We start from the raw sequence: 24735 nt of genomic DNA on the forward strand, positions 1-24735 counted from the left end.
GGCAAAGAGTGCTTACACATATAATCGGCTCGATACTTCAAGGATTTCTCATGCCATTTTCACGGGCTCGGCTTTCTGCGTTGATCCTCTCGGCCCTCATTCCCGGATCCGGCTTCGCCCAGGAACCGGGGTTTTTCACCGACGTGCACATCTCGGCCGGAATGACGCAAGGATCCTCCGACACTGCGGACGGCGGGGCGGATTTCGCCGGAGGCGGCGTGGTCAAGGACGTGAAATTCCAGAATACGGCAGGCATCGGAATAGACGCAGGCTATCAACTCGACCCGGCCTGGTCTCTTTTCCTCAGCTATCAATATGCCCACAGCGACGTTCGCTGGAATGCGGAATTCCCAGCCATCGGCGTCGCATCCCGATTCTCCGGCGACGCGCTCAGTCACACGGTTCTGGCCAATGTCGGATACGCAATCCCGCTGACGAGCGCCACCACCCTCAGGGCCACGGCTGGGCTCGGAGCCGCATTCAACTCCTTTTCCAACGTAGTCGAACGCGATAAGGCGACGTCGTTTTTCCTGAGCGACGTGGCGGATGGCACTCGGACCAGTCCCGCGGCTCGGCTCGGAATCGGGTTGCGATACGCAGTGACACGGAACACGATGGTCGGGCTGGATGCGTCAGTGACCTACCTGGGCGGGTTTCGCACCGGAGAGACGAGGAGCGGCAACCTCGGCGTCACACGCATCACCCCCTACGAAATCGACGACGTATGGCGCACCGGCCTGAGTGCCTCCGTGGGAGCGAGATTCTGACACGCTCGCGCCGCGGCGCCCTTCGTCCCTGATCCGCGCCGCCTCCGCGCATGCGGTACGATCGGACGGATCCCCCTCTTTCCGATCCTGGAGTCTGACCATGGACACGATTTTGACGGCCAGCGATGGCCACACCCTGACGGCCTATCTCAATGGCCCCGACAATGCCCGCGCCGGCGTGGTGGTGCTGCCGGAAATCTTCGGCATCAATCCGTACATCCGCAGCGTGGTGGACCGCTACGCCGCCCAGGGCTACCGGGCGATCTGCCCATCGTTGTTCGATCGCCGGACCGCGCCCGAGACCGGCCTGCAACTGGGCTACAGCCCGGAAGACGTCCAGCGCGGCCTGGGCTACAAAAAGGCCATCGCCGACGACACGGCCCGCCTGGACATCGAGGCCGCCGCCGCGGCGCTGCAAGGCCAGTCCGTCAAGCTGCTGACCGGCTATTGCTGGGGCGGCTACCTGTCCTGGCGCATGGCGTGCCTGAGCGACACCTTCGCGGCGGCATCCTGCTGGCATGGGGGCGGCATCGCCGGACACGCCCGGGACGCGGCCCGCATTCCGGTGCAGATGCACTTCGGCGGCCAGGATCACTCGATCCCGCTCTCCGACGTGGACCAGATCCGAGCCGCCCAGCCGAATGTGGAAGTGCACGTCTATGCGGATGCCGGTCATTCGTTCGGACGCGACGCCACGCCGGCCTATCGGCCGGAAGCAGCCGGACTGGCCTGGGAACGCACACTGGAATTTTTTGCCCGCCACGCCTGAATACCGCGCCCTCGCCGGCTACCGGCCCACCAAAATGGCCACAGACAGCGGCAACAAGCGTGAAGATTTGTTCCCGATCGGCGTCAAACATGCGCTCCGGTAGCCTTTTGAAGCGACTCTGCGCAAGGTATTCACCATTGGCCCCGCCGCTTCCGCCACAATCGGTGTCACGAATTGGCAGGAGAAAACCAATGAAAAAAGGCATCATCATGGCCGCTTTGCTGGCCGGCGCACTGGCGGCGGGGCCAGCGGCCCAGGCGGGCGACATCGACGTGGGGATTTCCATCGGGGTCCCCGGCGTGATCTGGGGCGGCCCGGCCTACTACCCGCCTCCTCCGCCCCGTTACTATCACCGGCCGCGCGTCGTCGTAGTCCCTGAACCCGTTTATGTGCCCGGACCCGGCTATCGCCAGGGCTGGGTGGATCGGGGACACTACGAGCGCCATGACCGGAAGTACTGGAAAAAGGGCTGGAAACACAATCGCGGCCACCGGGGCCGCGACTGGGACGACTGACAGCGGTAAAAAGGCGGGCGCCACAGGGCGCCCGCCTTTTTACATGCATACCGCTCCTGCGGCGGTCCTTCCGGACCGCCGTCACGGCTGCCTCAGGCGGCCTCGGCCACCGCGTCGCTGGCCCGCAGACGACGGGTATGGGCGACCAGGGCGGTCAGCAGACCGTCCAGGCCTTCGCGCGACGCCGCATCCGTCAGCTCGCCATCGGCGGCGAACTTGTCATGCGCTGCGGAAATGAACAATTCCGGCTTGTTCAAGGGATGCACGTCCAGAAAGACCAGCACCTGGCGCAGGTGATACTGGGCGCGCGAGCCGCCCATGCCCCCCATGGACGCGCTGGCAATCGCCGCCGGCTTGCCCTGAAACGGAGCGCCGGGCACACGAGACAACCAGTCAATGGCGTTTTTCAGCACGCCCGGAATCGAGTAGTTGTATTCGGGCGTGGCAATCAGGAACGCATCGGCCTGCGCCGCCTGCTCGGCGATCCTCAGCACGGACGCCGGGAAACCCTGCGCCTGCACATCGCCGTTATACAGAGGCACGTCGGACAAATCCGCGATTTCAATGCTCACGCCCTGGGGGGCCTGGCGCTGCGCCTGCTTGAGCAACAGATTGTTGTAGGAACCCTGGCGCAGACTGCCGCCGATGGCGAGGACACGAATAGACATACTGACTCCTGAAATTGGTCAACACGGGTCCGCACGCAATGCGCGGACCAAAAAACATCATGAAAATCCACGGGTTCAGGCTGCCGGCTGCGCCAGCACCCCGTCCCGGTAATCGCGCAGGGCCTGCTCGATCTCCTGCTGGGTATTCATCACGAACGGCCCATACTGGGCAATGGGTTCGTTCAAAGGCTTGCCCGCCAGCAACAGGACTCGCACGCCAGCAGCCGAGCCGGCAGCTGGAGCCACGCGCACCACATCGCCCTGCGGGCCATACCAGACGGTATGGCCGGACGGCACGGCCTGGTCGCCGGCCTCGAACTCGCCTTCAAACACATACAGCAGCGCCTGGTGCGAAGCAGGAACGGGAATATCGACCGACTGCCCCGCCATCACGCAGATGTCGGCGATCAACGGCTGCGTCGCGGACGCCGCCGCCCCCTGGCCCGGCCCCTTCAGCGGGCAGGTGGCCCAGGGGACGGTTCCGGCGATCAGCTTGATGAAACCGCCCTCCGGCAGATCGGCGGTCGTGATGTCGGCCGCGGGAATGTCCCGGTAGTGGGCCGGCTGCATTTTTTCCGCCGCAGGCAGGTTCAGCCAGATCTGGAAACCGCGCAGCAGGCCGTTTTCCTGTTGCGGCATTTCTTCGTGGATGATGCCGCGCCCGGCCGTCATCCACTGCACGCCGCCGGCCCGCAGATCGCCCTCGTTGCCCAGGTGGTCGCGATGACGCATGTGGCCATCCACGATGTAGGTGACGGTTTCGAAGCCGCGATGCGGATGCGGCGGAAAGCCGGCGATGTAATCATCGGGATCATCGGACGAAAAGGCATCCAGCATCAGGAAGGGATCCATCCGCACTTGATGCTGATAGCCCACGGCACGCAACAGCCGCACCCCTGCCCCGTCCTGAGTCGCTTGGGCAGGCAGGATCCGGGTGATGGCTCGTGTAGACATGGTCAGCTCCGTATTGAAATCTGATGAATGTCATTATGAATCATATAATTCGATAAACAATCGGAAAAATATCAACTTTTTGATCTATAAATTAGATATGTCAGACATCATCCCGATCACCTACTGGCAGGCGCTGATCGCCGTGGTGGACCACGGCGGCTACGCCCAGGCGGCCGAAGCCCTGGGTAAAAGCCAATCCTCGATCAGTTATGCGATCCAGCGCCTCGAAGAGCAACTGGCGCTGCGCGTCTTTCGCCAGGAAGGCCGCCGCGCCGTGCCTACCGCGGCAGGGCAGATCCTGCTGCAGCGCGCACGCTTGCTGGTGGAGCACGCCCAAGGGCTGGAATCCTCCGCCCGCCAGTTGGCCCAAGGCCGCGAAGCCCTGCTGCGCGTGGCGGTCGATGCGCTATTTCCCGACTGGCTGCTGCTGCAGGCCCTGGCCATTTTCAGCCCGGACTGCGCGGCCACCCGGATCGAGATCCTCGAAACCGTGCTCAGCGGCACGGACGATGCCCTGTTGCGGCGCGAAGCCGATCTGGTCATCACCCCGCGCATCCCGCAAGGCTTCAGCGGCGAGCCGCTGCTGCAGATCCGCTTCGTGGCAGTGGCTGCGCCCGCGCACGCATTGCACGCCCTGGGACGGCCGCTGGCATGGGCCGATCTGCGCCAGCATCGGCAACTGGTCATCCGGGATTCGGGGTCGCGGCGCCAAAGCGCCGGCTGGCTGGATGCGGAACAACGCTGGACCTTCAGCCATCCGTCCAGTTCCATCCAGGCGGCCTGCGCCGGACTGGGATTCGCCTGGTACCCGGAACTGCGCATCCGCGACGAGCTGGCCGACGGGCGCCTGCTGCCCCTGCCCCTGACCGAAGGCCGGCACCGCTACGCCATGCTGTACCGTATATTCGCGCGGCCGGACTTTCCGGGCCCGGCCTGCCGGGAGCTGGCCGACGTGCTGGCGCAGTTGGTGCGGACATCCGGACTGTCCGTGAATCCGCCGTCCCCGGCGTGAACGCGCATCCGGGCCATGGGCCGCCGGCACCCCGGCGGCCATGCCTTCAGAGGCCGACGTTTTCCTTTTCCAGGACCTGTTCGGCCCGGTAGCTGGAACGCACCAGCGCGCCGGACACGACCTCGCGAAAGCCTTTGGACAGCCCCAGGTCGCGGTAGGCGCGGAATTCATCGGGCGTCACGAAGCGGCGCACCGGCAGGTGGTTGGCCGTGGGCCGCATATACTGGCCGAAGGTCAGGATATCGACATTGGCCGCGCGGATGTCATCCATGGCCTGTTCGATTTCCTCGTCGGTTTCCCCCAGGCCCAGCATCATGCTGGTCTTGGTCAGGGTGTGCGGGGCATACGCCTTTGCGTGCGCCAGGACATCCAGCGTCTGCCCATAGCCGGCCCGGGCATCGCGCACGACGTGCGTCAGACGTTCGACGGTTTCGACATTCTGGGCAAAAGTCGTCAAGCCGGCATCCAGGATGGTCTCGATACAGCCATGATCGCCCCGGAAATCCGGTGTCAGGGCCTCGACCGCCGTCTGCGGCGAACGATCGTGGATGGCCCGGATACAGGCCGCGTAGTGCCCCGCGCCGCCATCCAGCAGATCATCGCGGTCCACGGACGTCAGCACCACGTATTTCAGCTGCATCAGGGCCACGGCGTCAGCCACGCTGACGGGCTCGTCGTGATCCAGCCAGCCGTGGGGATTGCCGGTGCTGACCGCGCAGAATTTGCAGGCCCGCGTGCAGACCGACCCCATCAGCATCAGGGTCGCCGTGCCGCGCCCCCAGCATTCGGCGATGTTCGGGCATTTGGATTCGGCGCAGACGGTATTCAGTTTATGGGTTTCGACGATCTGGCGGACTTCCTGGTAGCGGGCGCCGGACGGCACCCGCACCCGCAACCACGCAGGCTTGGGGGCGGAATCGGGGATTTCAGTGAGTTCGCTGGGCCGCATGCCGTCCTTGACGGCGCGGGTACCTTGCGGACTGATGAATTTGGATCCCGAACGGGCGCGGATGAGGGGGACTTCAGTCGTCATGGGGAAACCTGTGCAAAATGAAATTCGGACGCGCGTCAGCCCCGGCGCACGCCTGCGGCGATAGTACCATGCAGCGGGACGCCGGCCGGCGATTCCCCGACACCCCGCGGGGTCGGTATACTGGCGCCCATGCAGCAGGCCCTACGTCCCAGCATCCCTTTTTTGGCACGCCCTCCAAGGGCCGCGCTGGTACTGCTGTGCCTGCTGGGCATGGTGGCCCTCTGGACGATTCTGTGCGGGCTCAGCCATTCGGCCCCCGACCTGGACGGCATGGAAGAACTGGTCTGGGCCGCCAGCCTGGAACTGGGCTATACGAAGCACCCGCCCCTGCCCTCCTGGTTCATGCACTTCGCCACCGAATGGCTGGGGCGGCCGATCTGGCTGCCCTTCCTGATGGGGCAGCTGTTTTCCGCGCTGGGCCTGTGGTTCGTCTGGAAACTGGGCTGCGAACTGACTTCCCCCCGCCGGGCGTTGATGGCGACCCTGCTGGTTTCCGTCACGGCCTATTTTTCCCTGCGCGGCACGATCTACAACCACAATACGGCGCAGCTGTGGTCCATCGCCGCATCGATCTGGCTGTTCTACCGGGCGCTGCGCGACCAGCGCACGCGCGACTGGCTGCTGCTGGGGGTGGTCGGCGGGCTGGCCATGCTGACCAAATACAGCGCCCTGATCCAATTCGCCGCCTTTTTCCTGTATCTGCTGCGCAGCGGCGCCTGGCGCCAACGGCGCACCTGGATAGGCGCGGGCTGGGCCACCCTGGCCTTCATCCTGGTGATCAGCCCCCACCTGTGGTGGCTGGGCCAGCATCGTTTCGAACCGCTGCTGTATGCCGACGATTCCCTGCACGCGGGCGGACGCCTGGCGGCGCTGAACGACCTGCTGTCCTTCTCCCTGGACCAGGCCGGGCGCCTGGCCCCCATGATCGCCGCGCTGGCCGCCTGGTCGTTATGGCGCCGCCGCCGCGGCGACCGCGCGCCCGGCCACGCGGCCAACGACGAATCCTTTGCCGGATCGGGCGCCGCGCCGCGCTACATCCAGGACTTCACCGCGGCGGACCGTCAATTCCTGCTGTGGGTCGGCCTGGCGCCCTTCCTGTCCACTGTGGTGATTTCAACCCTGCTGGGGTCCCGTCTGGAGGCCTCCTGGGCCAGCACGTTTTTCGTGCTGTTCGGCTTCTACGGCCTATGGTGGCTGCGGGGTCCGGAATCCGTGCAGCTGCGGCGCATCCTGATCGTGGTGGCAAGCCTGCACCTGATCATGGCCCTGGGCTATGCCGCCGCGCGCGGCCCTCTGGCCCAGTCCCTGGGGCAGGCATCCCGTTCCACCTACCCCGGGCGGGCGCTGGCCGCGCTGGCCGTGCAGCACTGGCAGCAATACCAGCCGGGCCGTCCTCTGCGCGTCATCGTCTCCAATACATGGCTGGGCGGCAACATCGCCGTGCATGTCGGCCCCCGGACCCAGGTGTACATCGATGCCAGCGATGAACAATCACCCTGGTTCGCACCCGGCACGGCGCTGCACTGCGGCGCTCTCATCGCCTACAGCGCCCGGGGGCGGGCAGCCCCGTCCGAGCGGGTGCAGGCCCTGTACGATGCAGCGCCCTGGAAAGGCATGGATGAAGTCCCGTGGTCCGGCCCCAAGGGCCGCCTGATCGATCTGCACTGGGCCGTCCTGCCGGCCACCCCGGACTGCCTGCGCGATCAGCGCCCGGACGCCCAGCCCGCCGCGTCCCGCCCCTGAGCGCGCCCCGGGCGGATATCGGTGCCCGCCTGCAGCAGGGATTCGAACGCATGGGCCGGCATGGGCCGGGCAAACAGATAACCCTGCCCGTAATCGCAGCCAGCCGCTGCCAGCAGTTCGTACTGCCGGGGGGTTTCGATGCCCTCGGCCACCACGCGCAGCCCCAATTTATGAGCCAGCAGGATGATGGCCTCGCACAGGGCGTGATCGGCGCTGCCCTGGCGCAGATTGGCGACGAACGACTGGTCGATCTTCAGGAAGTCGATATCGAACTTGCGCAGATAGGACAGCGAGGAATAGCCGGTGCCGAAGTCGTCGAGCGCAACCTGCACGCCGGCCTCACGGAAGGCCTCCAGTTGCTGGCGGATGCGGTCGTCATCCGAATCCATCAGCAGCCCTTCGGTGATTTCGATGATGACATGGCGCGAAGGCAGGCCCAGCGTATTCAGGTGCGTGCCCCAGAAGGCCAGATCCAGGCCTTCATGGCGCAGTTGCGCCGGGGAAATATTGACGCTGACCTGGATGTCCTGGCTGAAGCGCTGGCGCCATTCGGCAGCCTGGCGGGTGGCCTCGCAGAACACCCAGTCGCCCAGCGCCCGGATAATGCCGGTTTCTTCGGCCAGGGGAATGAATTCCGCAGGCGATACCAGCCCCCGGACGGGATGATGCCAGCGCAACAGGGTTTCGGCCTTGACCACGCGGCCGTCGTTCAGATCCACGATGGGCTGGAAATGCAGGGAAAACTGATTCTGATCCAGCGCCAGATGCAGATCATTGACCAGGCGCATGCGTGTCTGGGCGCGTTCCTGCATGGAAGCTGTGAAATAGCGGCTGCGGTTGCGGCCATCGGCCTTGGCGGAATACATCGCCTGATCGGCGTTGTTCAGCAGGGATTCGGCGTCAGTCGCATCATCCGGAAAGAACGTGACCCCGATGCTGGTGGAAATGAAGACGGTCTCCACCCCCAGCCGGAAGGGCTCGGCCAAGGCGCGCAGGATGGATCGCGTCAGGCGTTCCACGTCGCGCGGCTCCCGGACGTCATCCAGCAGCACCGTGAACTCGTCCCCGCCCAGCCGCGCCACGGTATCGCTCTGGCGCACGCAGGCGCTCAGGCGCCGGGCGGCTTCCTTCAGCAGATCGTCGCCCATGGCGTGACCCAGGGTATCGTTGATTTCCTTGAAGCGGTCCAGGTCCAGGAACAGCAGGCCGATGCGCCCGTTGCTGCGACGGGCCTTGCGGATGCTCTGTTCCAGGCGATCATGGAACATCTGGCGATTGGGCAGGTCGGTCAGGCGGTCGAAATTGGCCTGTTTCCAGATGATGGCCTCGGCCTGCTTGATTTCGGCGATATTGGAAAAGATCATCACCCGGCGGTGGACCTCGCCGTCATCGCCGAACGAGGTATTGATGCTGAGCCATTCGGGATAGAGTTCGCCATTGATGTGCTGCCCCCAGTGTTCGCCCTGCCAACTGCCGGTATCCATCACGGCGCGCCACATGGCGCGATAGAACTCGCGATCGTGGCAGGGGGAATTCAGGCAGCGGACATGGCGGCCGATGACATCGGCTTCCGAACGGCCGCGCAGGCTGACGAACGCCGGATTCACATCCAGGATGAAGCCCTTGGGGTCGAGCACCAGCATGCCTTCGCTGGTGTTGCGATACACCAGCGCGGCCAGCTCCGCCCGGCGATCGGCATCGTTCAGGCCGGCGCGGCGCTGGCGCATGACGTACAGGTGGCTGCGCCCGGACGGCGAGGGAATGTGGGTAGCCGCGCCGGCCAACTGCAAGAGCCCGGATTGCCGATGCTGGCCGCGGCCGCGCCACAACAGGGTATTGCGGGCGCCTTCCTGGTCCAGCCGGGCATTGATGTCGCCGATCTCGGGCAGCAGGGCATCGACCGGCAGCCCGATGGCGGCCCCGCTGCGGTAGCCGAACAGCCGTTCGGCGCTGCGGTTCATATAGACGACGGCGCCCCGGGTATCGGTGGCCAGGAAAGCATCCTGCGAAAAATCGCCCAGGCGCAGCAGCGCCAGAATATGAGAGCGGTCGGACGCTTCGACCGGCAACAGCGTTGCGGCCTGAAGGCCAGAAATCTGGTCCACGGGCGGATACACAGGAGTGGGAGAGAGGACCATCACGCGAAGCGGGGCGGCTGCAGTGCTAAGACCATGACGGAGGTACCGAAGGAACTTGCAACAGCCAGTTTTTTAACACACCGTCAGGTTCGTCACCATCAGTAATATCCATAGGAACCTGGGAATAGCGCCCGCCGCTTCGCGCGGATCAGGGTGCCTCGCCGAAATATTCCTTGAACTGATGGCCCAGCTTGCGGGCCTTGGTGCGCAGGTACTGCTCGTTGTAGGGATTGCGATTCACCTGCAGCGGGATGTGTTCGGCGATCGTGATGCCCAGGTCGGCCAGCACGCGTTCCTTGCGGGGATTGTTGGTCATCAGGCGCACGCTGCGGATACCGAAATGCGCCAGCATGGGGCGGCACAGATCATAGCGCCGCATATCCGCCGGAAACCCCAGGCGTTCATTGGCCTCGACCGTGTCGGCGCCCTGGTCCTGCAACTGATAGGCGCGGATCTTGTTCAGCAGACCGATGCCCCGGCCTTCCTGGCGCAGGTACATCAGGATGCCCCGGCCTTCCTCGGCAATGCGCTGCAAGGCGGCTTCCAGCTGCGCCCCGCAATCGCAGCGCTGGCTGAACAGCGCGTCGCCCGTCAGACATTCGGAATGGATGCGGGCCAGCACGGGCGCATCGCTTCCGACATCGCCCAGCGTCAGGGCCACATGCTCTTTGCCGGTGTCGGGCTCGACAAAAGCGTGGATCTGGAAGACAGCCCAGGGCATGGGCAACTGGCTGGACGCGACATATTGCAGCAGATCGCTGTCTGCAGCGTCGGCACCGGAAGGGTTGGACATGGACAACAGGAAAGAAAACGAAACGGACTATAGATTAACACCGGAATCCACCCCGGCCCACGCGGCTCAGCCGACGTCCGGACAGGCGTCCGCCACCAGGCCGCGCAGCCAGGCATGGGCGGGATCCCGGTCGTTGCGCTGGTGCCAGATCATGCGCGTTGTCGTCGCGCCCGACCGGTAAGGCAGCGGGCGCGCCAGCAAGCCGCCTTGGCCGGCCAGGGCCCTGGCCAGGGTCGACGGCACGATGGACATCATGTCGCCGCCAAGCAACAGCGCGGGGATCGCCAGCGCGTGCGGGACGGCCACGTGCAAGCGCGGCTCCAGGCCGACACGCGCCAAAGCTTCCTGCAAGGCGCGGCGGTCGAATACTTCGGATTGGCGCGCCAGGCCCCGTTCGAGAATAAAGCCGTCGACGGCGCCCTCTTCCACCCCTCCCACTGAAACCGTGACGAGCGGATAGGCGGCGAAATCGCGCAAGGTCAACCGGCGCCGCGCGGCGGGATGGTCCTGCCGCATCAGAACCGCCTCATCCTGGACCATCAGGGTGCTCGCGCCAAAGCGCGACGGTATCTGGGCAAATGCGCCGATGGCCAGATCGATTCGCCCCAGGTCGATCTGTTCCGCCAGATCCAGCCGGGTGGAAGGCCTGACCACCAGATCCACGCCCGGGGCCGCGCGACGAAGCGTACTCAACAGGGGGGCGACGACCACCAGCGTCACGTGATCGTTGGCGGCGATCACGAACCGGCGCCCTGACGCGGCGGGAGAAAAGGATGTCGTTTCCAGGGCTTCCTTGATGCCATCCAGCGCCTTTTTCAGGATTGGCGCCAACTCAATAGCGCGCGCCGTGGGAACCAGACCCTTGCCGGTCCGCAAGAACAAGGTGTCGCCAACCCCGTCCCTCAAGCGGGACAGCGCATGGCTAACGGCCGATTGACTGAGATTCAGGCGCTGCCCCGCGCGCAGCAGATTCCGGTCTTCGTAGACCGCTTCGAAGACCTTCAGCAAATTAAGATCCAGCCCGCCGATGCTCATTCAGCCTCCTTGTTTTCTATATTGCATGAAATTCAACTTCATTTTGAAAAGACATCAATTCCATTCAGTTTATCGGGGCATGATAATCCTTTCCATGTCATGCGCGGCACGTCCCAAGGCCGACGAGGAGAGGACATGAAGACCCAGCAGGAAAACACGGACCGTGAAGCGCTCATCGCGCACAGTGCAGCGTTTCTTGAAACAGTGCAGGGCATGACGCCCGGCCCGGACACGGAGATCTGGCTGAACCGGCAGCACGGCCCCGACAGCGATCTCTACCGGACGCTCGCGCAGCTCGTGAAGAAAGGCGTGCGTGACGGATGGGCGGCCAACATCGAAGTGGACGGCCCCCGCTACCGGCGCAGCCTGATCGCCGCCCCCGAGGAACGTACGCGCTACTTCAGCATCACGGCCGTCTACATGGCCGCCAACGACCATGCGGCCGATCCGCGCGAGCAGACCTACCGCGGCCAGTATCACGCCCACCCCTACGGGGAGTTCAACATGATTGTGCCGCTGGATCAGAATGCCGCCCTCAAGGGGCCCGAAGGCTGGTGCCACGCCGGTTGGACCGCGCCCGCCCCGGGCAGCGAACACTATCCGGAAGCGACGGGCGGCGCGCTCATCGCGCTGTTCTACCTTCCCGCCGGTCGCATCCGCTACTGCCCCGCGCCGACCGACCCACACGGAAATGCGTCCCGCATCTGACCGGAGATTCCATCATGCCCATCCACATCCTCGCCATCGGCGGCAGCCTGCGCCGGAGTTCCTACAACCGCTTGCTGATCGAACAAGCGCGCAGGCAGGCACCCCAAGATGCAATCATCGAAATCGCCGACTTGTCGGACGTACCGCTATACAACGACGACACCGAGGCCCAGGGCTTCCCCGCGCCCGTGCGCCGGCTGGCCGCCCAGGCCGACCGGGCCGATGCGTTCCTGATCGCTACGCCCGAATACAACTATTCGGTGCCCGGCGTCCTGAAAAACGCCATCGACTGGCTCTCTCGTGCGCACAAAGCCCCCTTCGCCGGCAAACCAGTCGCCATCGCAAGCGCTTCCGCGAGCTGGCTGGGCGGCGCCCGCGCCCAGTACCACCTGAGGCAGATCCTGGTCTACCTGGATGCGCGGACGCTGAACAAACCCGAGCTGTTCATCTCCACGGCCCACGAAAAATTCTCGGCCTCAGGTGAATTGACGGACCCCGTCGCCCGCCAAGGACTCTTCAGCTTGCTGGCGACCCTCACCGCCGCCGCGCGGCAAGCTGAAGCGACTGCAAGCGACGCACAGGCAGCCTGAAGCGCCCCCAAGCCCGCCCTCCATTGCCGGGATCCCCGGCGGCCGGGGGCATTGCCTTTTCCGAAGTCCAGGAAGGAGACCCTCATGGACCCTCTCAGTGAAATCGGCGTCTTCGTCAAAACAGTGGAACTGCGCAGTTTCACCAAAGCCGCCGACCGCCTGGAGACTTCCAGCGCCACAGTCAGCCGGATCATCACAAAACTGGAACTCGGCCTGGGCGTCAAGCTGCTGGAACGCACAACCCGAAGAGTGGCCCCCACGCCTGACGGGATGGTCTTCTATGACCGCTGCAGGCATATCCTGGATGACCTGGAAAGCGCGAAAAGCGAACTCGTCAGCCTGCGCGACACTCTGCGCGGCACCTTGCGGGTCATTCTTCCGGCCAGCTACGGCGACCAGTGGATCATGCCGTTGCTGAACGACTTCACCCGGCGGTATCCGGAACTGACCCTGAACGTCGCGCTCTCGGACCGCAGCGAAGATCTGACCGGCGGCGACTTCGACGTGGCCATATCGGTCGGCGAGCCGGCGACGGACCGACTGGTCGCCCGCAAACTGCGCGTCTCCCGCATCGTCACGGCTGCCGCCCCCGCCTACCTGGCCGAGAAGGGCACGCCCGGGACGCCTGACGACCTGACCCGGCACAACTGCCTGCTGTACATCCGGCCCGGGCAACGATCGAAATGGCTGTGGGAATTCACGAACGACGGAAAAACGCTTCGCCACGTCGCCGTGCGCAGCAATCTGCTGATCGACAACGGCATGTCTCTCATGAAAGCGGCGGTCCATGGCGCCGGCATCATCCAGGCGCCCGACTACGTTGTGCAGCATCAGCTGAACAACGGCGCGCTGGTGGAGATCCTGCATGAATTTCAGCCGCCCGGTCCGGCGATCTGGCTGCTTTTCCCGCCAGGCGGCCAGCGCTCCACCCGGTCTCGCATGCTCATCGACCAACTGTTCGCCATGGCGGATACACTGCCCGGCATCAGCCCGCCGCCCGCTGCATGACACGAGGCGGGCATCTTCTTTCACAGCCCCAGGCTTCCATGGCGCAGATCGGCGTCCCACACGGCACGGCACGGGCCGTCTCCTTCCACCTGACGGGCGCGTCCGGCCCCTCGGGCCAAGGCGACCATCGCAAGGCACAAGGCAGCGCACGCGCCCAGTGCGGCCCGCCAATCCCCCGTGAATTCCCGCGACATCCCAGCCAGGATGGGACCCGCGGCCGCCAGCAGATACCCAATGCACTGCGTCATGCCGGACAGCGCCGCCGCCATACCGGCCGAGCCTGTCCGTAAATTCAAGAACGCCAGTCCCAGGATCACACCCATACCGGTCCCCGCGCCAAGCAGCGCAACCCATGCGACGCTCCAGCGAGGCCAGGCCAGCAGGCCTACGAGCCCCGCCAAACTCAGCAAGGCCGCCGCACTACCCAGCCCTTGCTGGTTCGCCCGACGTTTGAGCAACGGCCCCATCACCAGCGCGGGAAACAGCGACACCGCCTGCAACAGGCCGTGCAATGCGCCGGCCTCGCGAGGCGAATACCCCGCCTTGATCAGAATGGCCGGCAACCAGGCGATGCACACATAGAAAACCACCGCATTGAAGCCCATGTACAAGGCTACCTGCCAGGCCAGCGCCGAACGCCAGACACACCGCGCAGATACGGCCGCTGTTCCGCGCCCCTTTCGCAGGGCGCGCGCGGGCAGCGGCAGGCAGACAATGGCGGCCAGCAGCGGGATCACGAGCATGGCTGCCGCGGAACTCCGCCACGACCACGCCAGCGAAAGCGGCACCGCCACCACGGATGCAACACCCGCGGCCAGGCTCATCGCCAGCACATAAGCGGCGGTCAGCGAAGCCGCGCGATCCGCAAACCCCTGCTTCAGCAGGGTGGGCAGCAACACATTGCCGATCGCAATCGCCAGGCCCGCAGCCGCAGTGCCAGCGAACAAAGCCGCCGCGCCGCCGCCGGAGCGAAGCAGAATGCCGAAGACCAGAATCACCATGGAGGCGAACAGACTGCGCTCCACCCCCAGCCGTTGCCCGAGCGCAGGCGCGACCAGGGAAGCGCACGCGAAAGCCAGTAAAGGCAAGGCGACCAGCGCCCCTGCGGCCGCGCCCCCCAACCCCAGGTCGGCGCTGATCGCGCCGATGAGAGGCCCGATACCGGTGATGGGCGCGCGCAAGGACATGGCGATCAGCATGACGCCCAGGATGGAGGTGTCTCCGGGTCGACGGTGGTTCATGAAATGTCGGGTCTCGCTTGATGCCGCAAGGGCAGGAACGGCATTGTGGAGCGACGACGCGATTCACGGAATATCGATTTCCGTAGAACTGACTTTCAACCCCTGGCGCAATCCGCATCGATGCCCGCCTGGTCGGCGCCACGCCGCCACCGACATCCCGGCAGGCCGCCAACGCAGGACATGAAATTCAGGCGCATTGCGCCGCGCGCCGCCGGCCGGCCTGCCCCAGCCAAACCAGGCCCAGGCCGCCCGCGGCCAGCAAGGCCCCCGTCAGGGGCACGGCGGCATAGCCCAGCCCCTGGCCGATAGCGGCTCCGCCCAGCGCGGCGCCCAGCGCATTGCCCAGGTTGAACGCGCCCACATTGACGGACGAGGCCAGGCCAGGCGCCTGGGCTGCCGCCTGCATGACGCGCATCTGCACCGGCGGCACGATGCCGAAGGCGGCCGCGCCCCAGACCACCAGTCCGATGGCCGCTCCCACGTGCGTGGTCAGCAACAACGGCAGGACGGCCATGACGATTGCCAGCGCCGCGAGAATGAGTTTCGTCGCGCCATCGAGCGACCAGTCGGCCAGGCGTCCGCCCAGGCTGTTGCCCAGCGTGAAGCCGACGCCGATCAGCACCAGGGCGAAGGCGATGAAGCCCGGGCTGGCATGGGTGATGTCGGCCAGCACCGGAGCCACGTAGGTATACAGCGCGAACATGGCGCCGGCTCCCAGCACCGTGGTCCCCATGGCCATCAGCACTTCGGGGCGCGCCAGCACCTTCAGTTCGCGGCGCACGTCCGGCCGCGCGCCGGGTTCGCCGCGGGGCAATGCCAGCCACAACGAGGCGATGGTGATCAGGCCCAGCGCGGCCGTGCCGCCGAAGGCCACGCGCCACCCCACCTGCTGCCCGATCCAGGTCGCCGCCGGCACACCGCCGATATTGGCCACGGTCAGGCCCATGAACATGGCCGCGATCGCGCTGGCCTGCCGGTCCTTGGGAACGACGCTGGCCGCCACCACGGCCCCGATGCCGAAAAAGGCGCCATGATTCAGGCTGGTGACCAGGCGCGACAGCAGCAGCGTCGCGTAGCTGGGCGCAAACGCCGACAGCAGGTTGCCCAGCGTGAAGATCAGCATCAGCGCCATCAGCGCCGACCGCTTGCCGTAGCGGCTGAACAGCAGCGTCATCACCGGCGCGCCCGCCATGACGCCTGCCGCGTAGGCGAAGACCAGCATGCCAGCCGTGGGGATGCTGACCTGCACGTCGGCCGCGATCACGGGCAGCAGGCCCATGGGGGTGAATTCGGTGGTGCCGATGGCGAACGCCCCGATGGCGAGCGCCCATAGCGCGGCAGTGGATTTCATGACAGCAGGTCCTTGACGGAAATCGTCCGTTCTATCGAGAGACGGTATTGTGCCGGATTCATATTTGCCGATTAAGCCCTGCATTAGGGAAACTCTATTGATTTAAATTCAACAGTGGCTCCTGCAGACCGCGCCGGGCCCAAGGCCCCGACACAGGGCGTCGCGCAAAAAAAAGGGTCTCACATCCGTGAGACCCATAAAGCGCCCGTCCGGGCCGGCATGAATCAGGCTTTGACCCCGAGATACCGCTCGATGATCTCGCCGTTTTCATGCAGGTCCTTGGGCGTGCCCTCGTACACCACATGTCCGTTGTTGACGATATAGGCGCGGTCGGCCAGGGACAGCGCCGCCCGCACATTCTGTTCGACGATCACGATCGTCTGCCCGGCATCGGCCATCTGGCGGCAGACCCCCATCAGGTCGCGCACGATCAGCGGCGCCAGGCCTTCGAAGGGTTCGTCCAGCAGGATGATGTCGGCATTGCGGATCATCGCCCGGGCGATGGCCAGCATCTGCTGCTCGCCGCCCGACAGCTGCTTGCCGCGATTGCGCTTGCGTTCCGCCAGGCGCGGAAAGGTCGCATAGATCTCGTCCAGCGAACGCGGCTTCTCGGCCGTCATGGCCGCCAGTTGCAGGTTTTCCTGCACGGAGATCGAGCCGAACACGCGGCGCTCTTCAGGCACCAGCTGGATGCCCAGCGCCGCCCGCCCATAAGGCGGCAAGTGCTGGATCTCGACCCCTCGATGTCGGATGGCGCCCGATTTGACGTCCACCATGCCCATCAGGGACTTCAGCGTGGTGCTCTTGCCGGCGCCGTTACGCCCCAGCAGCGCGACGACCTCGTGTTCCTCGATGTGCATCGAGACATCGAACAGGATGTGCGAATCCCCGTAATAGCTGTTGATCTTGTCGACTTCAAGCAGACTCATCGTCCATTCCTCCGAGATAAGCCGCCTGAACCGAGGGGTCATGGCGGATTTCGTCCGGCGTGCCCTCGGCCAGCTTGCGGCCTTCGTAGAGCACGGTGATACGTTCGGCCAGTTCGAACATGGCATCCATGTCGTGTTCGACGATGACCATGCTGCGGCCCTGGCGGATCGACTTCAGCAGCGACACGACCAGGACGCGTTCCTCGGGTCCCAGGCCCGCCAGCGGTTCGTCGAACAGCAGCACATTGGCCCCGGTGGCCAGCGCCAGGCCGATTTCAAGGCGCCGTTTTTCGCCATAGGACATGTCGGACACCCGGGTGTCGGCGTGATGCGTCAGGTCGACCATGGCGATGGCGGCATTGACCTGCGAGTCGAGCTGATCGGAGTGCAGGCCGGCCAGCAAGTCGGCGCGATAGCGGCCGCGCAAGCGGGCCAGCACCGGAATCATGACGTTCTGGCGCACCGTCAGGTGTTCGAAGAGCTGGTTGATCTGATAGGACTTGCTCATGCCCAGCTGGCAGACCGACGTCACGCCGATGCCGGTGATTTCCTGTCCCCGGAAAAAGACCTTGCCGGCCGTGGTGGGCAATTCGCCCGCCAGCATGGCGAAGAAGGTGGATTTCCCGGCCCCGTTGGGCCCGATCACGCCATGCAGTTCGCCGTCGCGCAAGGTGAAGTCGATGTCGGAATTCGCCTTCAGGCCGCCGTAATGCTTGCTGATGCCGCGAGCTTCCAGCACGGGAGCGCCGGGCCGGGTGGTGGCCAGCGGCGGCACGATATCCAGGGTGCTGGCCACGCGGGTGCTGGCGCCCTGATCCACGTCGGCCGGCAGGCTCTGGCGGCGATGGCGGAAGAAATCCAGGATGCCGCCGGCCACGCCGCGCCGGAACACCGTTACCAGCACCACGAAGACGACCCCCAGGATGAGCTTCCAATAGGGCCCGAGGCTGCCGACCTGCTGCAGGCCTTCGTACAGGTAGAGCCAGATGGTGGCGCCCAGCAGCGGCCCCAGCAGCGTTCCCGCCCCGCCCATCACGGTCTGGATCACCAGCTGGGCCGACGTGTCCAGCGCAAAGGCATCGGGCGGCATGTAGGATTGGAAGACCCCCAGCAGACCGCCGGCCAGCCCGCCGTAGGCGGCGGCCACCACGAAGACGATCAGCTTGTAGGACTGGATCGAGTGGCCCAGCGCCGTGGCGCGCTTGGGATTGCCCTGGATGGCCTTCAGCACGGCGCCGAAGGGCGAACGCACGATGCGCCGGGCGATCAGGTAGCCCAGGAAGAAAATCACCGCCACGAACCAGTACATGGGCCAGCCGCTGGAAATGTGGAGGTTGATGAAGCCCAGGGACAATTCCGGAGGCGGCACCCCGGCAATGCCGTTTTCACCCCCGGTGTAGTCCTTGAATGAGGAGTTCTCCAGGAAGTAGAACATCTCGCCGAAGGCCAGCGTGCTCATGGCGAAGTAGATGCCGGTGCGGCGCAGGGTCAGATAGCCGATGACCAGGCCCGCCACCGCGGCGACCACGGTGCCGATCAGCAAGGCGACCAGCATGTTGGGCACGATGCCGTCCGTCAGCAGATAGGCGGTGACGAAACCGCCCGTGCCGTAAAAAGCCGCCTGGCCGAAAGACAACAGGCCGGTATAGCCGAACAGCAGATCGAAGCCCAGGCCGAACAGGCCCCAGATCAGGATCCGCGTCAGCAGATCCGGGCTCATGCCGATGAGCGGCAGGATGAACGGGGCGACCAGCAGGCCCAGCCCCACCAGCATTTCCGGCAACTGTCTGCGCATGATGCCATCTCCTGTGCGGACCGCGCCGGCGGGCTGCGCCACTGCGCCGACTTCGTCCACTGTACTTGTTCGAACCGAATTCATTCCCGACCCTCCTGGCCCATGAGCCCTTGAGGACGGAAGATCAGCACCAGCGCCATGGCGATGAACAGCATGACGTCGGAATACTGCGGATTGACCATGGCGGTCAGGCTGAGGATTTCGCCGGCGATGATGCCGCCGATCACCGCCCCGGGAAACGAGCCCACCCCGCCGATCACCACCACCACGAAGGAATCCACCAGATAACGGAACCCCATGTCGGGCGTCAGCGCCACGATCGGGGAATTGATGACCCCGGCGAACCCGGCCGCCATGGCGCCGATCCCGAACACCAGCAGGAAGGTGCGCTTGACGTTGATGCCCAGGGCATTGACCATTTGCGCGTCTTCGATGCCGGCCCGCACGATCAGCCCCAGGCTGGTGCGATACAGCACGAAATACAGCAGCAGCAGCGTGACCGCCGCGATCGCCAGGGTTTCCAGGCGATACAGGGGATAGATCAGCGAGCCGATGTGGGCGATGCCCATGCCCCAGCTGGGGGGCGTCACCGACAGGCTGACCCCGCCGTACAGGCCGCGCACGATTTCCACCAGCACGATGCTGATGCCGAACGTGACCAGGATCTGGTCCTCAGGGGGACGGCTGTAGAACTTGCGCATCAGGCCGCGTTCCATGACCAGCCCGCAGGCCAGCGCAACGGCGGAACCCCCCGCCACGGCCAGGACGAAGGAATCCGTCAGGCTGTAAACCGTATACCCCGCGTACCCCCCCACGACGAACAAGGCGCCGTGGGCGAAATTGATGACACCGAGCGTGCCGTAGATAATCGTCAAGCCGGTACTGATGAGCGCCAGCAACAGGCCGGTGGCCAGCCCGTTGAATAGCTGCGAGAGAAACAAAGACATGCTCGGCATCGAGTTGCCTCCTGTGAGAGTCCCGGGACCCGCTTCCAGCCATCCCCCGGACACCGGAGGATGGCTGAAGGGCGGCGTTTAGACGTAATCGCCCATCTTGCAGCCCAGCAGGCCGAGCTTGGGCAGAACGTCCTTGCCGCTGACGACCTGGACGATTTCAAAGAAGTCGTCCGGGTTCTTCATGTCGGACGGCTTCTTGCCGCGCAGGATCGGGAAATCGACGACGCCCTGGTGGTCCTCGCCGCGGAACGTGACCTTGCCCACCGGACTGTCGCGGACCTCGCCGGCTTCCAGGGCCTTGACGACATCCACCGGATAGAAGCCCTTGGCGCGTTCCACCGCATCCGCCCACAACACCAGGGCCAGATAGGCGTACATGGCCGAATCCCTGGGCTTGCCGCCGAATTTCTTTTCGTAGGCCTCGACGAAATCCTTGGCCACGGGATTGTTGTCTTCCATGGTCCACCAGAAGCCCTGGGCGGCGTACACGCCCTGCATGACGTCAGCGCCGACTTCTTTTTCCAGATAGGCGGACATGTAGGGGATGACGATCTTCATCTTGTCGAGCAGGCCGAACTGCTTGGCCTGCTTGATGGCGTTGGCGGCATCCGCGCCGTAGGCCACCACCACCAGCACGTTGGCGTCAGTGTTGGCGATGTTGATCAGGTAGGAACTGTAGTCCTTGGCGCCCAGCGGGTGGACCTGGTTGGTGACGGTCTTCCAGCCTTCTTTTTCGGTGAATTCCTTCATCGACTGGGTAGTGGTGTGGCCGTAGGTGTAGTCCGGCGTCAGATAGGCGGCCTTGCGGTCCTTGCCCAGTTCTTTCGCGACCACGGGAGCGATGGCTTTGCAGGCCATGTAGGCGAAATAGCACAGACGGAAACCGTAGCGCTGGCAGTCCACCCCGGTGGTTTCATTGGAACCGGAGATGGCCGTGAAGTACGGCGTGTGCTCGCGGTTGCAGACCTTTTGCAGGGCGATGGCCACGGCGCTGCTGGTGCTGCCGGCAATCATCATGGCCTTGTTGTCGTGAATGAAGCGGGTCGCGGCCTGCACGCCGGTGTTGGGTTTGGTTTCGGCATCGGCCGAACCCAGCACCAGTTTCTTGCCCAGGATGCCCTTTTTGATCAACGGAGAGATCTTCTGGACTTGCGGGGCGCCGGCATTGATCTGTTCGGCGGCCAGTTCGTAGCCGTTTTTCTGCTCCGCGCCCTGGGCCGAATACGGGCCGGTCAGGTCCACCGTCAGGCCAACGAACACGGAATCGCCTTCGGCGCCGGCTGGCCAGGCGCCCAGGGGCTTTTTGTCGTCAGCCAGCGCCACGCGCGCCGTGCCGGGCAGCAGCATGCCGCCGGCCACTCCGGCCGCGCCAGCCTTCAGCACGGAACGGCGTTTGACCTGTGACTGCATGGCTTGACCCAACGATTTCTTTTCATTCATTGCTTTGTCTCCTGATTTGAGTGGCCCCGGGCACCAAAAGGACCCGGCGGAGGTACTGCGTGTCAGTCAATCACCCGCGATTTGTTTTTATGGATGATCCAGCTTTGTTTTTATGACTGGGCAGAGAAATGGACGACCCAATTTCTGCGTGATGCTATTAAGAAATTTGAAACTTACGCAGAACTTACGCAGATTCTTACAGACTGGAACACGGTGAATCAGAAGGCGCAAAAGCGTGTTTTCAGTCTCTTCGAAAACACCGCCAAACCCTTGATGCAGCGTCTGTTTTCGGGATCGACAGAATTGACGCAATGCAATAAATCAGGGTTAATGCTTAAGGGAAATCATCAGGCCGGGATTTTCCCTTAATAGGGCGCCGCACCCATGAAAAACACCCCAAAGATTGGACTGGTGTCCAACTTTTGGGGTGCAGTTCATTCAAGCCTCTTTGATTCAAGCTGCAAGATTCGACGCGGCGCCGGGGCGCCCCCGCGCGGGCGTCAATCCAGCACGATGCGGGCGGCGTAATCGCGCAGCACATCGAGGCCCGGGTCCTTGCGCGGCCAGACCAGCCCCACGCCGTCATCCTCATAGCGAGGCAGCACATGGATATGGGCATGCGGCACGGTTTGCCAACCCGCCGGGCGATTGGCCTGCAGCAGGGTCAGGCCTTCGGGATGGAAGGCATCCTGGACGGCCCGCGCCACCCGCCATGCCAGGCGCATCAGATCGGCCGCCATCTCCTGATCCATGTCCAGCAGGGTGGGATACGGATGGCAGGGCGCCACCAGCACGTGGCCGGGGTTGAGCTGACCTGCGTCCATGAAGGCGAAGGCCCGTTCATCCCGATACACGATGGCGGCCGGAATGTCGCCGGCCAGAATGCGTGTGAAGACCGTATCCATGGATATCCTCGTCAAAACGGCACCGGCAGACGTTAGCATGACGCCCGGACGACGCCAGTCCGGCATTTACCCTGAGATCACTGATTCAATCCCAAAGCGGCATCGACCTGGGCGGCAAAGGCTTCGGGCGCCATCGACTGCCCGTTGACCGTCACCTGGCCATCGGCATAGGACACGTCCGCCTGAATCTGGCCATCCTGTTCCTTCACCAGTCCGGCCCGCGCCAGACGGCCCGAATACTGGTCAAACAGCATGCTCATCAGCGCCGCCATCATGTCCGGGCTGGCGCCCGCCTGGCTGCGGCCCAGGATGTCGACGAGCATGGGCTTGGACACCCCTGCGTGCGCCGAGATCCGGCCAATGCCCTGTTCAAGCAGGGCGCCCAGGTCCTGGGACGCATCATCGGCCGCCGGCCGGAACTGCGCCTGGACCCGCACGTCGGTCTTGCCTTTGGGGGTGGTCCAGCTGAAATCATCCAGCGACACGCGCGGAGAGGACGCCAGCACGGACATCACCAAGGGACGCAGGCGCTGCTCGTCCTGGGCCGAGAGCGGCGCGTCATCCTCGCTGGCCTGGAGCCGGTCCAGCGCCAGCAACAGCGCCTGCAAGGCCTGGACGTCCAGTTGCTCGGCCGAGGCTTTCACCTGGATGGCGCCCAGGTCCTGGCCGCCGGCCTGCAACTGCCCCAGGTCATACTGGACCCGGCTGTCCAGCAGGCTGCCGGTTCGCGCGGTCTCGACCTGCATGGACGGGTGCGCAAAGCGGATTTCCGGATCGTCGCCACCGATGATCTGCAGCTGCGCGAGCTGCAGGTGCTGGCGGGACTGCAGATCGGTTTCCCCGCTGCGGGTGGTGACGCTGTCCAATTGCAGGCCTTCGGCGTGAAGGCGCGTCGACAGGTCGGCATCCTGGATATCCAGGGACTGCGCCTGCGCGGACAGGCTGAGTTGCCGGGCCTGGGGCTGATAGGCAAGCCGCACCGTGCCGCCGCTGAAATCGACCTGCTTGCCCGGAGCATGCGCCGGGGCCAGCGTGACGAGCGAAGCCACGCTCCCGTCGAACCCGACCTGGGAATCCGCCCGCCAGGGGGTGGCCGCGCCATCGCCGACAGCCGCAAACCAGGGTTGCCACGGACCGCCCGGCAAGGGCCGCACGCGGCTATAGGCCGCCAAGGGCCGCCAGTGGCCTTCGCGCACCGCCGCCAGAGGCCAGGGGCCATGCTGCAGGTCGTCTTGCAGGGTCACGGCCTGCGCCGCCCCCTGATCGTCGTGAAATTCGAACACATAGCGGATCTGCGACGAGAACAGCCCGCGTTGGTACGCGTCCACCCGCAGCACGGGCGGCGCCTCGTCCGAAGCCCACTGGGCCTTGATATCCTGGTTGGCCTGAGCGACCCAGGACTCAATGGACTGCTGGGTCACCCGGCCCGCGTACCAGGACGCCGACCCATAGGCCAGCGCCAATACCGCCACCGCGCCGGCAGCCACATTCAAACGTCGATTCATGCAAGGTCTCCGGTCGCATCGTACAGGCGAATCAATTGGGAAGTATCGGCCGCCCCCCGGCCCTGGCGGCTGGACAGGCGGTAGGCCTGGACGGCCGCGGCCGCCACCGGAATCGGGGTCCCCTGGGCCTGGGCCAGCGCGGCCACGGTATCCAGGTCCTTCAACATGGTATCCAGGCTGGCCTGGGGCGGCGGCGCAGCCCGCGTCATGCGCGGCACGAACATCTGCAACAGCGTGGAATCCGCCCAGCCGCCGGCCAGCGCCTGCGGCAGACGGTCGGCATCGACCCCCGCATCCCGCGCCAGGGCCACCGCTTCCGCGATGGCGGCGATGGTGGCGGCGACGATGGTCTGGTTGCACAGTTTCGTCACCTGCCCGGCGCCGACCGGCCCCATGTGTGTGACACGCTGCGCATAGGCCTGCAATACCGGCGTCACCTGGGCGCAGACATCCGCCGGGCCTCCGGCCATGACGGCCAGGGTGCCGGCCGCCGCCCCGCCCGTTCCGCCGGACACCGGGGCATCCAGCCAGACGGCGCCATTGGCTTGGCGCAGGCGATCGGCGAACTCGCGCGTCCGATCCGGCGCGATGGACGAATGATCGATCAGGACGGTCAGCGACGCGGCCCGGGCCAGGCCGTTCGGACCGAAGACCACGGATTCGACGGCCGCCGCATCGAACAGACAGAGCGCCACCCACGAGCAGGCCTCGCCCAAGGCCTGCGGCGTGGCGCACACCCGGGCGCCTTCGGCGGCCAACTGCAGCGCGGGGTCCGGCGAACGATTCCAGACACTGACCTGATGGCCTGCCTGCAACAAGCGCCGCACCATGGGCGCGCCCATGCGGCCCAGGCCGCAAAATCCGATATTCATGTCAGGTT

At 65.1% G+C, this 24735-nt stretch carries 23 protein-coding genes; 8 read left to right on the forward strand and 15 right to left on the reverse strand.

Features of this window, described 5'->3' with window-relative positions; translation table 11 throughout:
• Nucleotides 1-50: 50 nt before the first annotated feature.
• The 3 genes from WBG56_RS12855 (at nt 51) to WBG56_RS12865 (ending at nt 2051) form a co-directional block, all read left to right on the forward strand.
• A complete protein-coding gene (locus WBG56_RS12855) occupies nt 51-767 on the forward strand; it encodes an outer membrane protein (RefSeq protein ID WP_424268929.1) in 717 nt (238 codons plus the stop codon).
• A gap of 100 nt (nt 768-867) precedes the next feature.
• A complete protein-coding gene (locus WBG56_RS12860) occupies nt 868-1536 on the forward strand; it encodes a dienelactone hydrolase family protein (RefSeq protein WP_424268931.1) in 669 nt (222 codons plus the stop codon).
• A gap of 191 nt (nt 1537-1727) precedes the next feature.
• The gene (locus WBG56_RS12865) at nt 1728-2051 is read left to right on the forward strand and encodes a hypothetical protein (protein ID WP_424268933.1); all 324 of its coding nucleotides are present in this window, start codon (nt 1728-1730) and stop codon (nt 2049-2051) included.
• A 92-nt stretch (nt 2052-2143) separates the two neighbouring features.
• On the opposite strand, the gene WBG56_RS12870 is transcribed toward WBG56_RS12865, so the two are convergent.
• Together WBG56_RS12870 and WBG56_RS12875 are read right to left on the reverse strand one after the other, a co-directional pair.
• Nucleotides 2144-2719 (reverse strand): NADPH-dependent FMN reductase, encoded by a 576-nt coding sequence (locus tag WBG56_RS12870; RefSeq protein ID WP_424268935.1) that lies wholly within the window; start codon nt 2717-2719, stop codon nt 2144-2146.
• Nucleotides 2720-2794: 75 nt separating this feature from the next.
• A complete protein-coding gene (locus WBG56_RS12875; RefSeq protein WP_424268937.1) occupies nt 2795-3673 on the reverse strand; it encodes a pirin family protein in 879 nt (292 codons plus the stop codon).
• Between the two features lie 97 nt (nt 3674-3770).
• Between WBG56_RS12875 and WBG56_RS12880 the strand changes: the two genes are divergently transcribed.
• The gene (locus WBG56_RS12880) at nt 3771-4685 is read left to right on the forward strand and encodes a LysR family transcriptional regulator (RefSeq protein WP_424268939.1); all 915 of its coding nucleotides are present in this window, start codon (nt 3771-3773) and stop codon (nt 4683-4685) included.
• 46 nt (nt 4686-4731) lie between these two features.
• Here WBG56_RS12880 and lipA read toward each other — a convergent pair whose 3' ends face one another.
• On the reverse strand, nt 4732-5718 hold the full coding sequence (gene lipA / locus WBG56_RS12885; RefSeq protein ID WP_424268941.1) for a lipoyl synthase: 987 nt from the start codon (nt 5716-5718) through the stop codon (nt 4732-4734).
• A 162-nt stretch (nt 5719-5880) separates the two neighbouring features.
• On the opposite strand from lipA, the gene WBG56_RS12890 reads away from it, so the two are divergent.
• Nucleotides 5881-7461: a glycosyltransferase family 39 protein gene (locus tag WBG56_RS12890; protein ID WP_424268943.1), complete on the forward strand. Its 1581-nt coding sequence runs from the start codon at nt 5881-5883 to the stop codon at nt 7459-7461.
• Here WBG56_RS12890 and WBG56_RS12895 read toward each other — a convergent pair.
• The 3 genes from WBG56_RS12895 to WBG56_RS12905 all read right to left on the reverse strand — a co-directional run bounded on the left by WBG56_RS12895 (nt 7422) and on the right by WBG56_RS12905 (nt 11427).
• Entirely contained in the window at nt 7422-9566 is a 2145-nt protein-coding gene (locus WBG56_RS12895) for a putative bifunctional diguanylate cyclase/phosphodiesterase (protein WP_424268945.1), read from the reverse strand. The two genes, WBG56_RS12890 and WBG56_RS12895, sit on opposite strands and share 40 nt — an antisense overlap.
• Nucleotides 9567-9747: 181 nt before the next feature.
• Nucleotides 9748-10392 carry a GTP cyclohydrolase II gene (gene ribA, locus WBG56_RS12900; RefSeq protein ID WP_424268947.1) on the reverse strand — a complete coding sequence of 215 codons (645 nt, stop codon included), beginning with the start codon at nt 10390-10392 and terminating at the stop codon, nt 9748-9750.
• 66 nt (nt 10393-10458) lie between these two features.
• Nucleotides 10459-11427, reverse strand: coding sequence for a LysR substrate-binding domain-containing protein (locus WBG56_RS12905; protein ID WP_424268949.1), 969 nt, complete (start codon nt 11425-11427; stop codon nt 10459-10461).
• 135 nt (nt 11428-11562) lie between these two features.
• On the opposite strand from WBG56_RS12905, the gene WBG56_RS12910 reads away from it, so the two are divergent.
• From WBG56_RS12910 to WBG56_RS12920, 3 genes are all read left to right on the forward strand, one after another.
• A complete protein-coding gene (locus WBG56_RS12910) occupies nt 11563-12135 on the forward strand; it encodes a DUF4863 family protein (protein ID WP_424268951.1) in 573 nt (190 codons plus the stop codon).
• A gap of 14 nt (nt 12136-12149) precedes the next feature.
• On the forward strand, nt 12150-12725 hold the full coding sequence (locus tag WBG56_RS12915) for an NADPH-dependent FMN reductase (RefSeq protein WP_424268953.1): 576 nt from the start codon (nt 12150-12152) through the stop codon (nt 12723-12725).
• A gap of 84 nt (nt 12726-12809) precedes the next feature.
• Entirely contained in the window at nt 12810-13733 is a 924-nt protein-coding gene (locus tag WBG56_RS12920; RefSeq protein WP_424268955.1) for a LysR substrate-binding domain-containing protein, read from the forward strand.
• Nucleotides 13734-13753: 20 nt separating this feature from the next.
• Here the strand turns inward: WBG56_RS12920 and WBG56_RS12925 are convergent, their stop codons facing one another.
• From WBG56_RS12925 to WBG56_RS12965, 9 genes are all read right to left on the reverse strand, one after another.
• Entirely contained in the window at nt 13754-14974 is a 1221-nt protein-coding gene (locus tag WBG56_RS12925; RefSeq protein WP_424268957.1) for an MFS transporter, read from the reverse strand.
• Between the two features lie 187 nt (nt 14975-15161).
• Nucleotides 15162-16325: an MFS transporter gene (locus WBG56_RS12930; protein ID WP_424268959.1), complete on the reverse strand. Its 1164-nt coding sequence runs from the start codon at nt 16323-16325 to the stop codon at nt 15162-15164.
• Nucleotides 16326-16549: 224 nt separating this feature from the next.
• The gene (locus WBG56_RS12935; protein WP_424268961.1) at nt 16550-17254 is read right to left on the reverse strand and encodes an ABC transporter ATP-binding protein; all 705 of its coding nucleotides are present in this window, start codon (nt 17252-17254) and stop codon (nt 16550-16552) included.
• Nucleotides 17241-19133 carry an ABC transporter permease subunit gene (locus tag WBG56_RS12940; protein WP_424268963.1) on the reverse strand — a complete coding sequence of 631 codons (1893 nt, stop codon included), beginning with the start codon at nt 19131-19133 and terminating at the stop codon, nt 17241-17243. The genes WBG56_RS12935 and WBG56_RS12940 overlap by 14 nt, the downstream gene beginning before the upstream one ends.
• On the reverse strand, nt 19130-19996 hold the full coding sequence (locus WBG56_RS12945) for a branched-chain amino acid ABC transporter permease (RefSeq protein ID WP_424268965.1): 867 nt from the start codon (nt 19994-19996) through the stop codon (nt 19130-19132). Before WBG56_RS12945 ends, WBG56_RS12940 begins: the two co-directional genes overlap by 4 nt.
• A gap of 87 nt (nt 19997-20083) precedes the next feature.
• Nucleotides 20084-21445 (reverse strand): substrate-binding protein, encoded by a 1362-nt coding sequence (locus tag WBG56_RS12950; RefSeq protein WP_424268967.1) that lies wholly within the window; start codon nt 21443-21445, stop codon nt 20084-20086.
• Nucleotides 21446-21945: 500 nt separating this feature from the next.
• Nucleotides 21946-22350 (reverse strand): HIT family protein, encoded by a 405-nt coding sequence (locus tag WBG56_RS12955; RefSeq protein ID WP_424268969.1) that lies wholly within the window; start codon nt 22348-22350, stop codon nt 21946-21948.
• 77 nt (nt 22351-22427) lie between these two features.
• Nucleotides 22428-23855, reverse strand: a complete 1428-nt coding sequence (locus WBG56_RS12960; protein WP_424268971.1) for a YdgA family protein — start codon at nt 23853-23855, stop codon at nt 22428-22430.
• Entirely contained in the window at nt 23852-24727 is an 876-nt protein-coding gene (locus tag WBG56_RS12965) for an NAD(P)-dependent oxidoreductase (RefSeq protein WP_424268973.1), read from the reverse strand. The genes WBG56_RS12960 and WBG56_RS12965 overlap by 4 nt, the downstream gene beginning before the upstream one ends.
• Nucleotides 24728-24735 lie beyond the last annotated feature (8 nt).

It is taken from the genome of Castellaniella sp., from assembly GCF_049671645.1.
Classification (GTDB): Bacteria; Pseudomonadota; Gammaproteobacteria; order Burkholderiales; family Burkholderiaceae_B; genus Castellaniella.

Bases quoted from the DNA above. Each gene is read 5' to 3' on its own strand.
- WBG56_RS12905 (WP_424268949.1), bottom strand. From the start codon at position 11,427: ATGAGCATCGGCGGGCTGGATCTTAATTTGCTGAAGGTCTTCGAAGCG.
- WBG56_RS12925 (WP_424268957.1), bottom strand. From the start codon at position 14,974: ATGAACCACCGTCGACCCGGAGACACCTCCATCCTGGGCGTCATGCTG.
- WBG56_RS12880 (WP_424268939.1), top strand. From the start codon at position 3,771: ATGTCAGACATCATCCCGATCACCTACTGGCAGGCGCTGATCGCCGTG.
- lipA (WP_424268941.1), bottom strand. From the start codon at position 5,718: ATGACGACTGAAGTCCCCCTCATCCGCGCCCGTTCGGGATCCAAATTC.
- WBG56_RS12865 (WP_424268933.1), top strand. From the start codon at position 1,728: ATGAAAAAAGGCATCATCATGGCCGCTTTGCTGGCCGGCGCACTGGCG.
- WBG56_RS12940 (WP_424268963.1), bottom strand. From the start codon at position 19,133: ATGAATTCGGTTCGAACAAGTACAGTGGACGAAGTCGGCGCAGTGGCG.
- WBG56_RS12960 (WP_424268971.1), bottom strand. From the start codon at position 23,855: ATGAATCGACGTTTGAATGTGGCTGCCGGCGCGGTGGCGGTATTGGCG.
- WBG56_RS12875 (WP_424268937.1), bottom strand. From the start codon at position 3,673: ATGTCTACACGAGCCATCACCCGGATCCTGCCTGCCCAAGCGACTCAG.
- WBG56_RS12870 (WP_424268935.1), bottom strand. From the start codon at position 2,719: ATGTCTATTCGTGTCCTCGCCATCGGCGGCAGTCTGCGCCAGGGTTCC.
- WBG56_RS12955 (WP_424268969.1), bottom strand. From the start codon at position 22,350: ATGGATACGGTCTTCACACGCATTCTGGCCGGCGACATTCCGGCCGCC.
- WBG56_RS12965 (WP_424268973.1), bottom strand. From the start codon at position 24,727: ATGAATATCGGATTTTGCGGCCTGGGCCGCATGGGCGCGCCCATGGTG.
- WBG56_RS12930 (WP_424268959.1), bottom strand. From the start codon at position 16,325: ATGAAATCCACTGCCGCGCTATGGGCGCTCGCCATCGGGGCGTTCGCC.
- ribA (WP_424268947.1), bottom strand. From the start codon at position 10,392: ATGTCCAACCCTTCCGGTGCCGACGCTGCAGACAGCGATCTGCTGCAA.
- WBG56_RS12855 (WP_424268929.1), top strand. From the start codon at position 51: ATGCCATTTTCACGGGCTCGGCTTTCTGCGTTGATCCTCTCGGCCCTC.
- WBG56_RS12910 (WP_424268951.1), top strand. From the start codon at position 11,563: ATGAAGACCCAGCAGGAAAACACGGACCGTGAAGCGCTCATCGCGCAC.
- WBG56_RS12860 (WP_424268931.1), top strand. From the start codon at position 868: ATGGACACGATTTTGACGGCCAGCGATGGCCACACCCTGACGGCCTAT.
- WBG56_RS12915 (WP_424268953.1), top strand. From the start codon at position 12,150: ATGCCCATCCACATCCTCGCCATCGGCGGCAGCCTGCGCCGGAGTTCC.
- WBG56_RS12945 (WP_424268965.1), bottom strand. From the start codon at position 19,996: ATGTCTTTGTTTCTCTCGCAGCTATTCAACGGGCTGGCCACCGGCCTG.
- WBG56_RS12920 (WP_424268955.1), top strand. From the start codon at position 12,810: ATGGACCCTCTCAGTGAAATCGGCGTCTTCGTCAAAACAGTGGAACTG.
- WBG56_RS12950 (WP_424268967.1), bottom strand. From the start codon at position 21,445: ATGAATGAAAAGAAATCGTTGGGTCAAGCCATGCAGTCACAGGTCAAA.
- WBG56_RS12935 (WP_424268961.1), bottom strand. From the start codon at position 17,254: ATGAGTCTGCTTGAAGTCGACAAGATCAACAGCTATTACGGGGATTCG.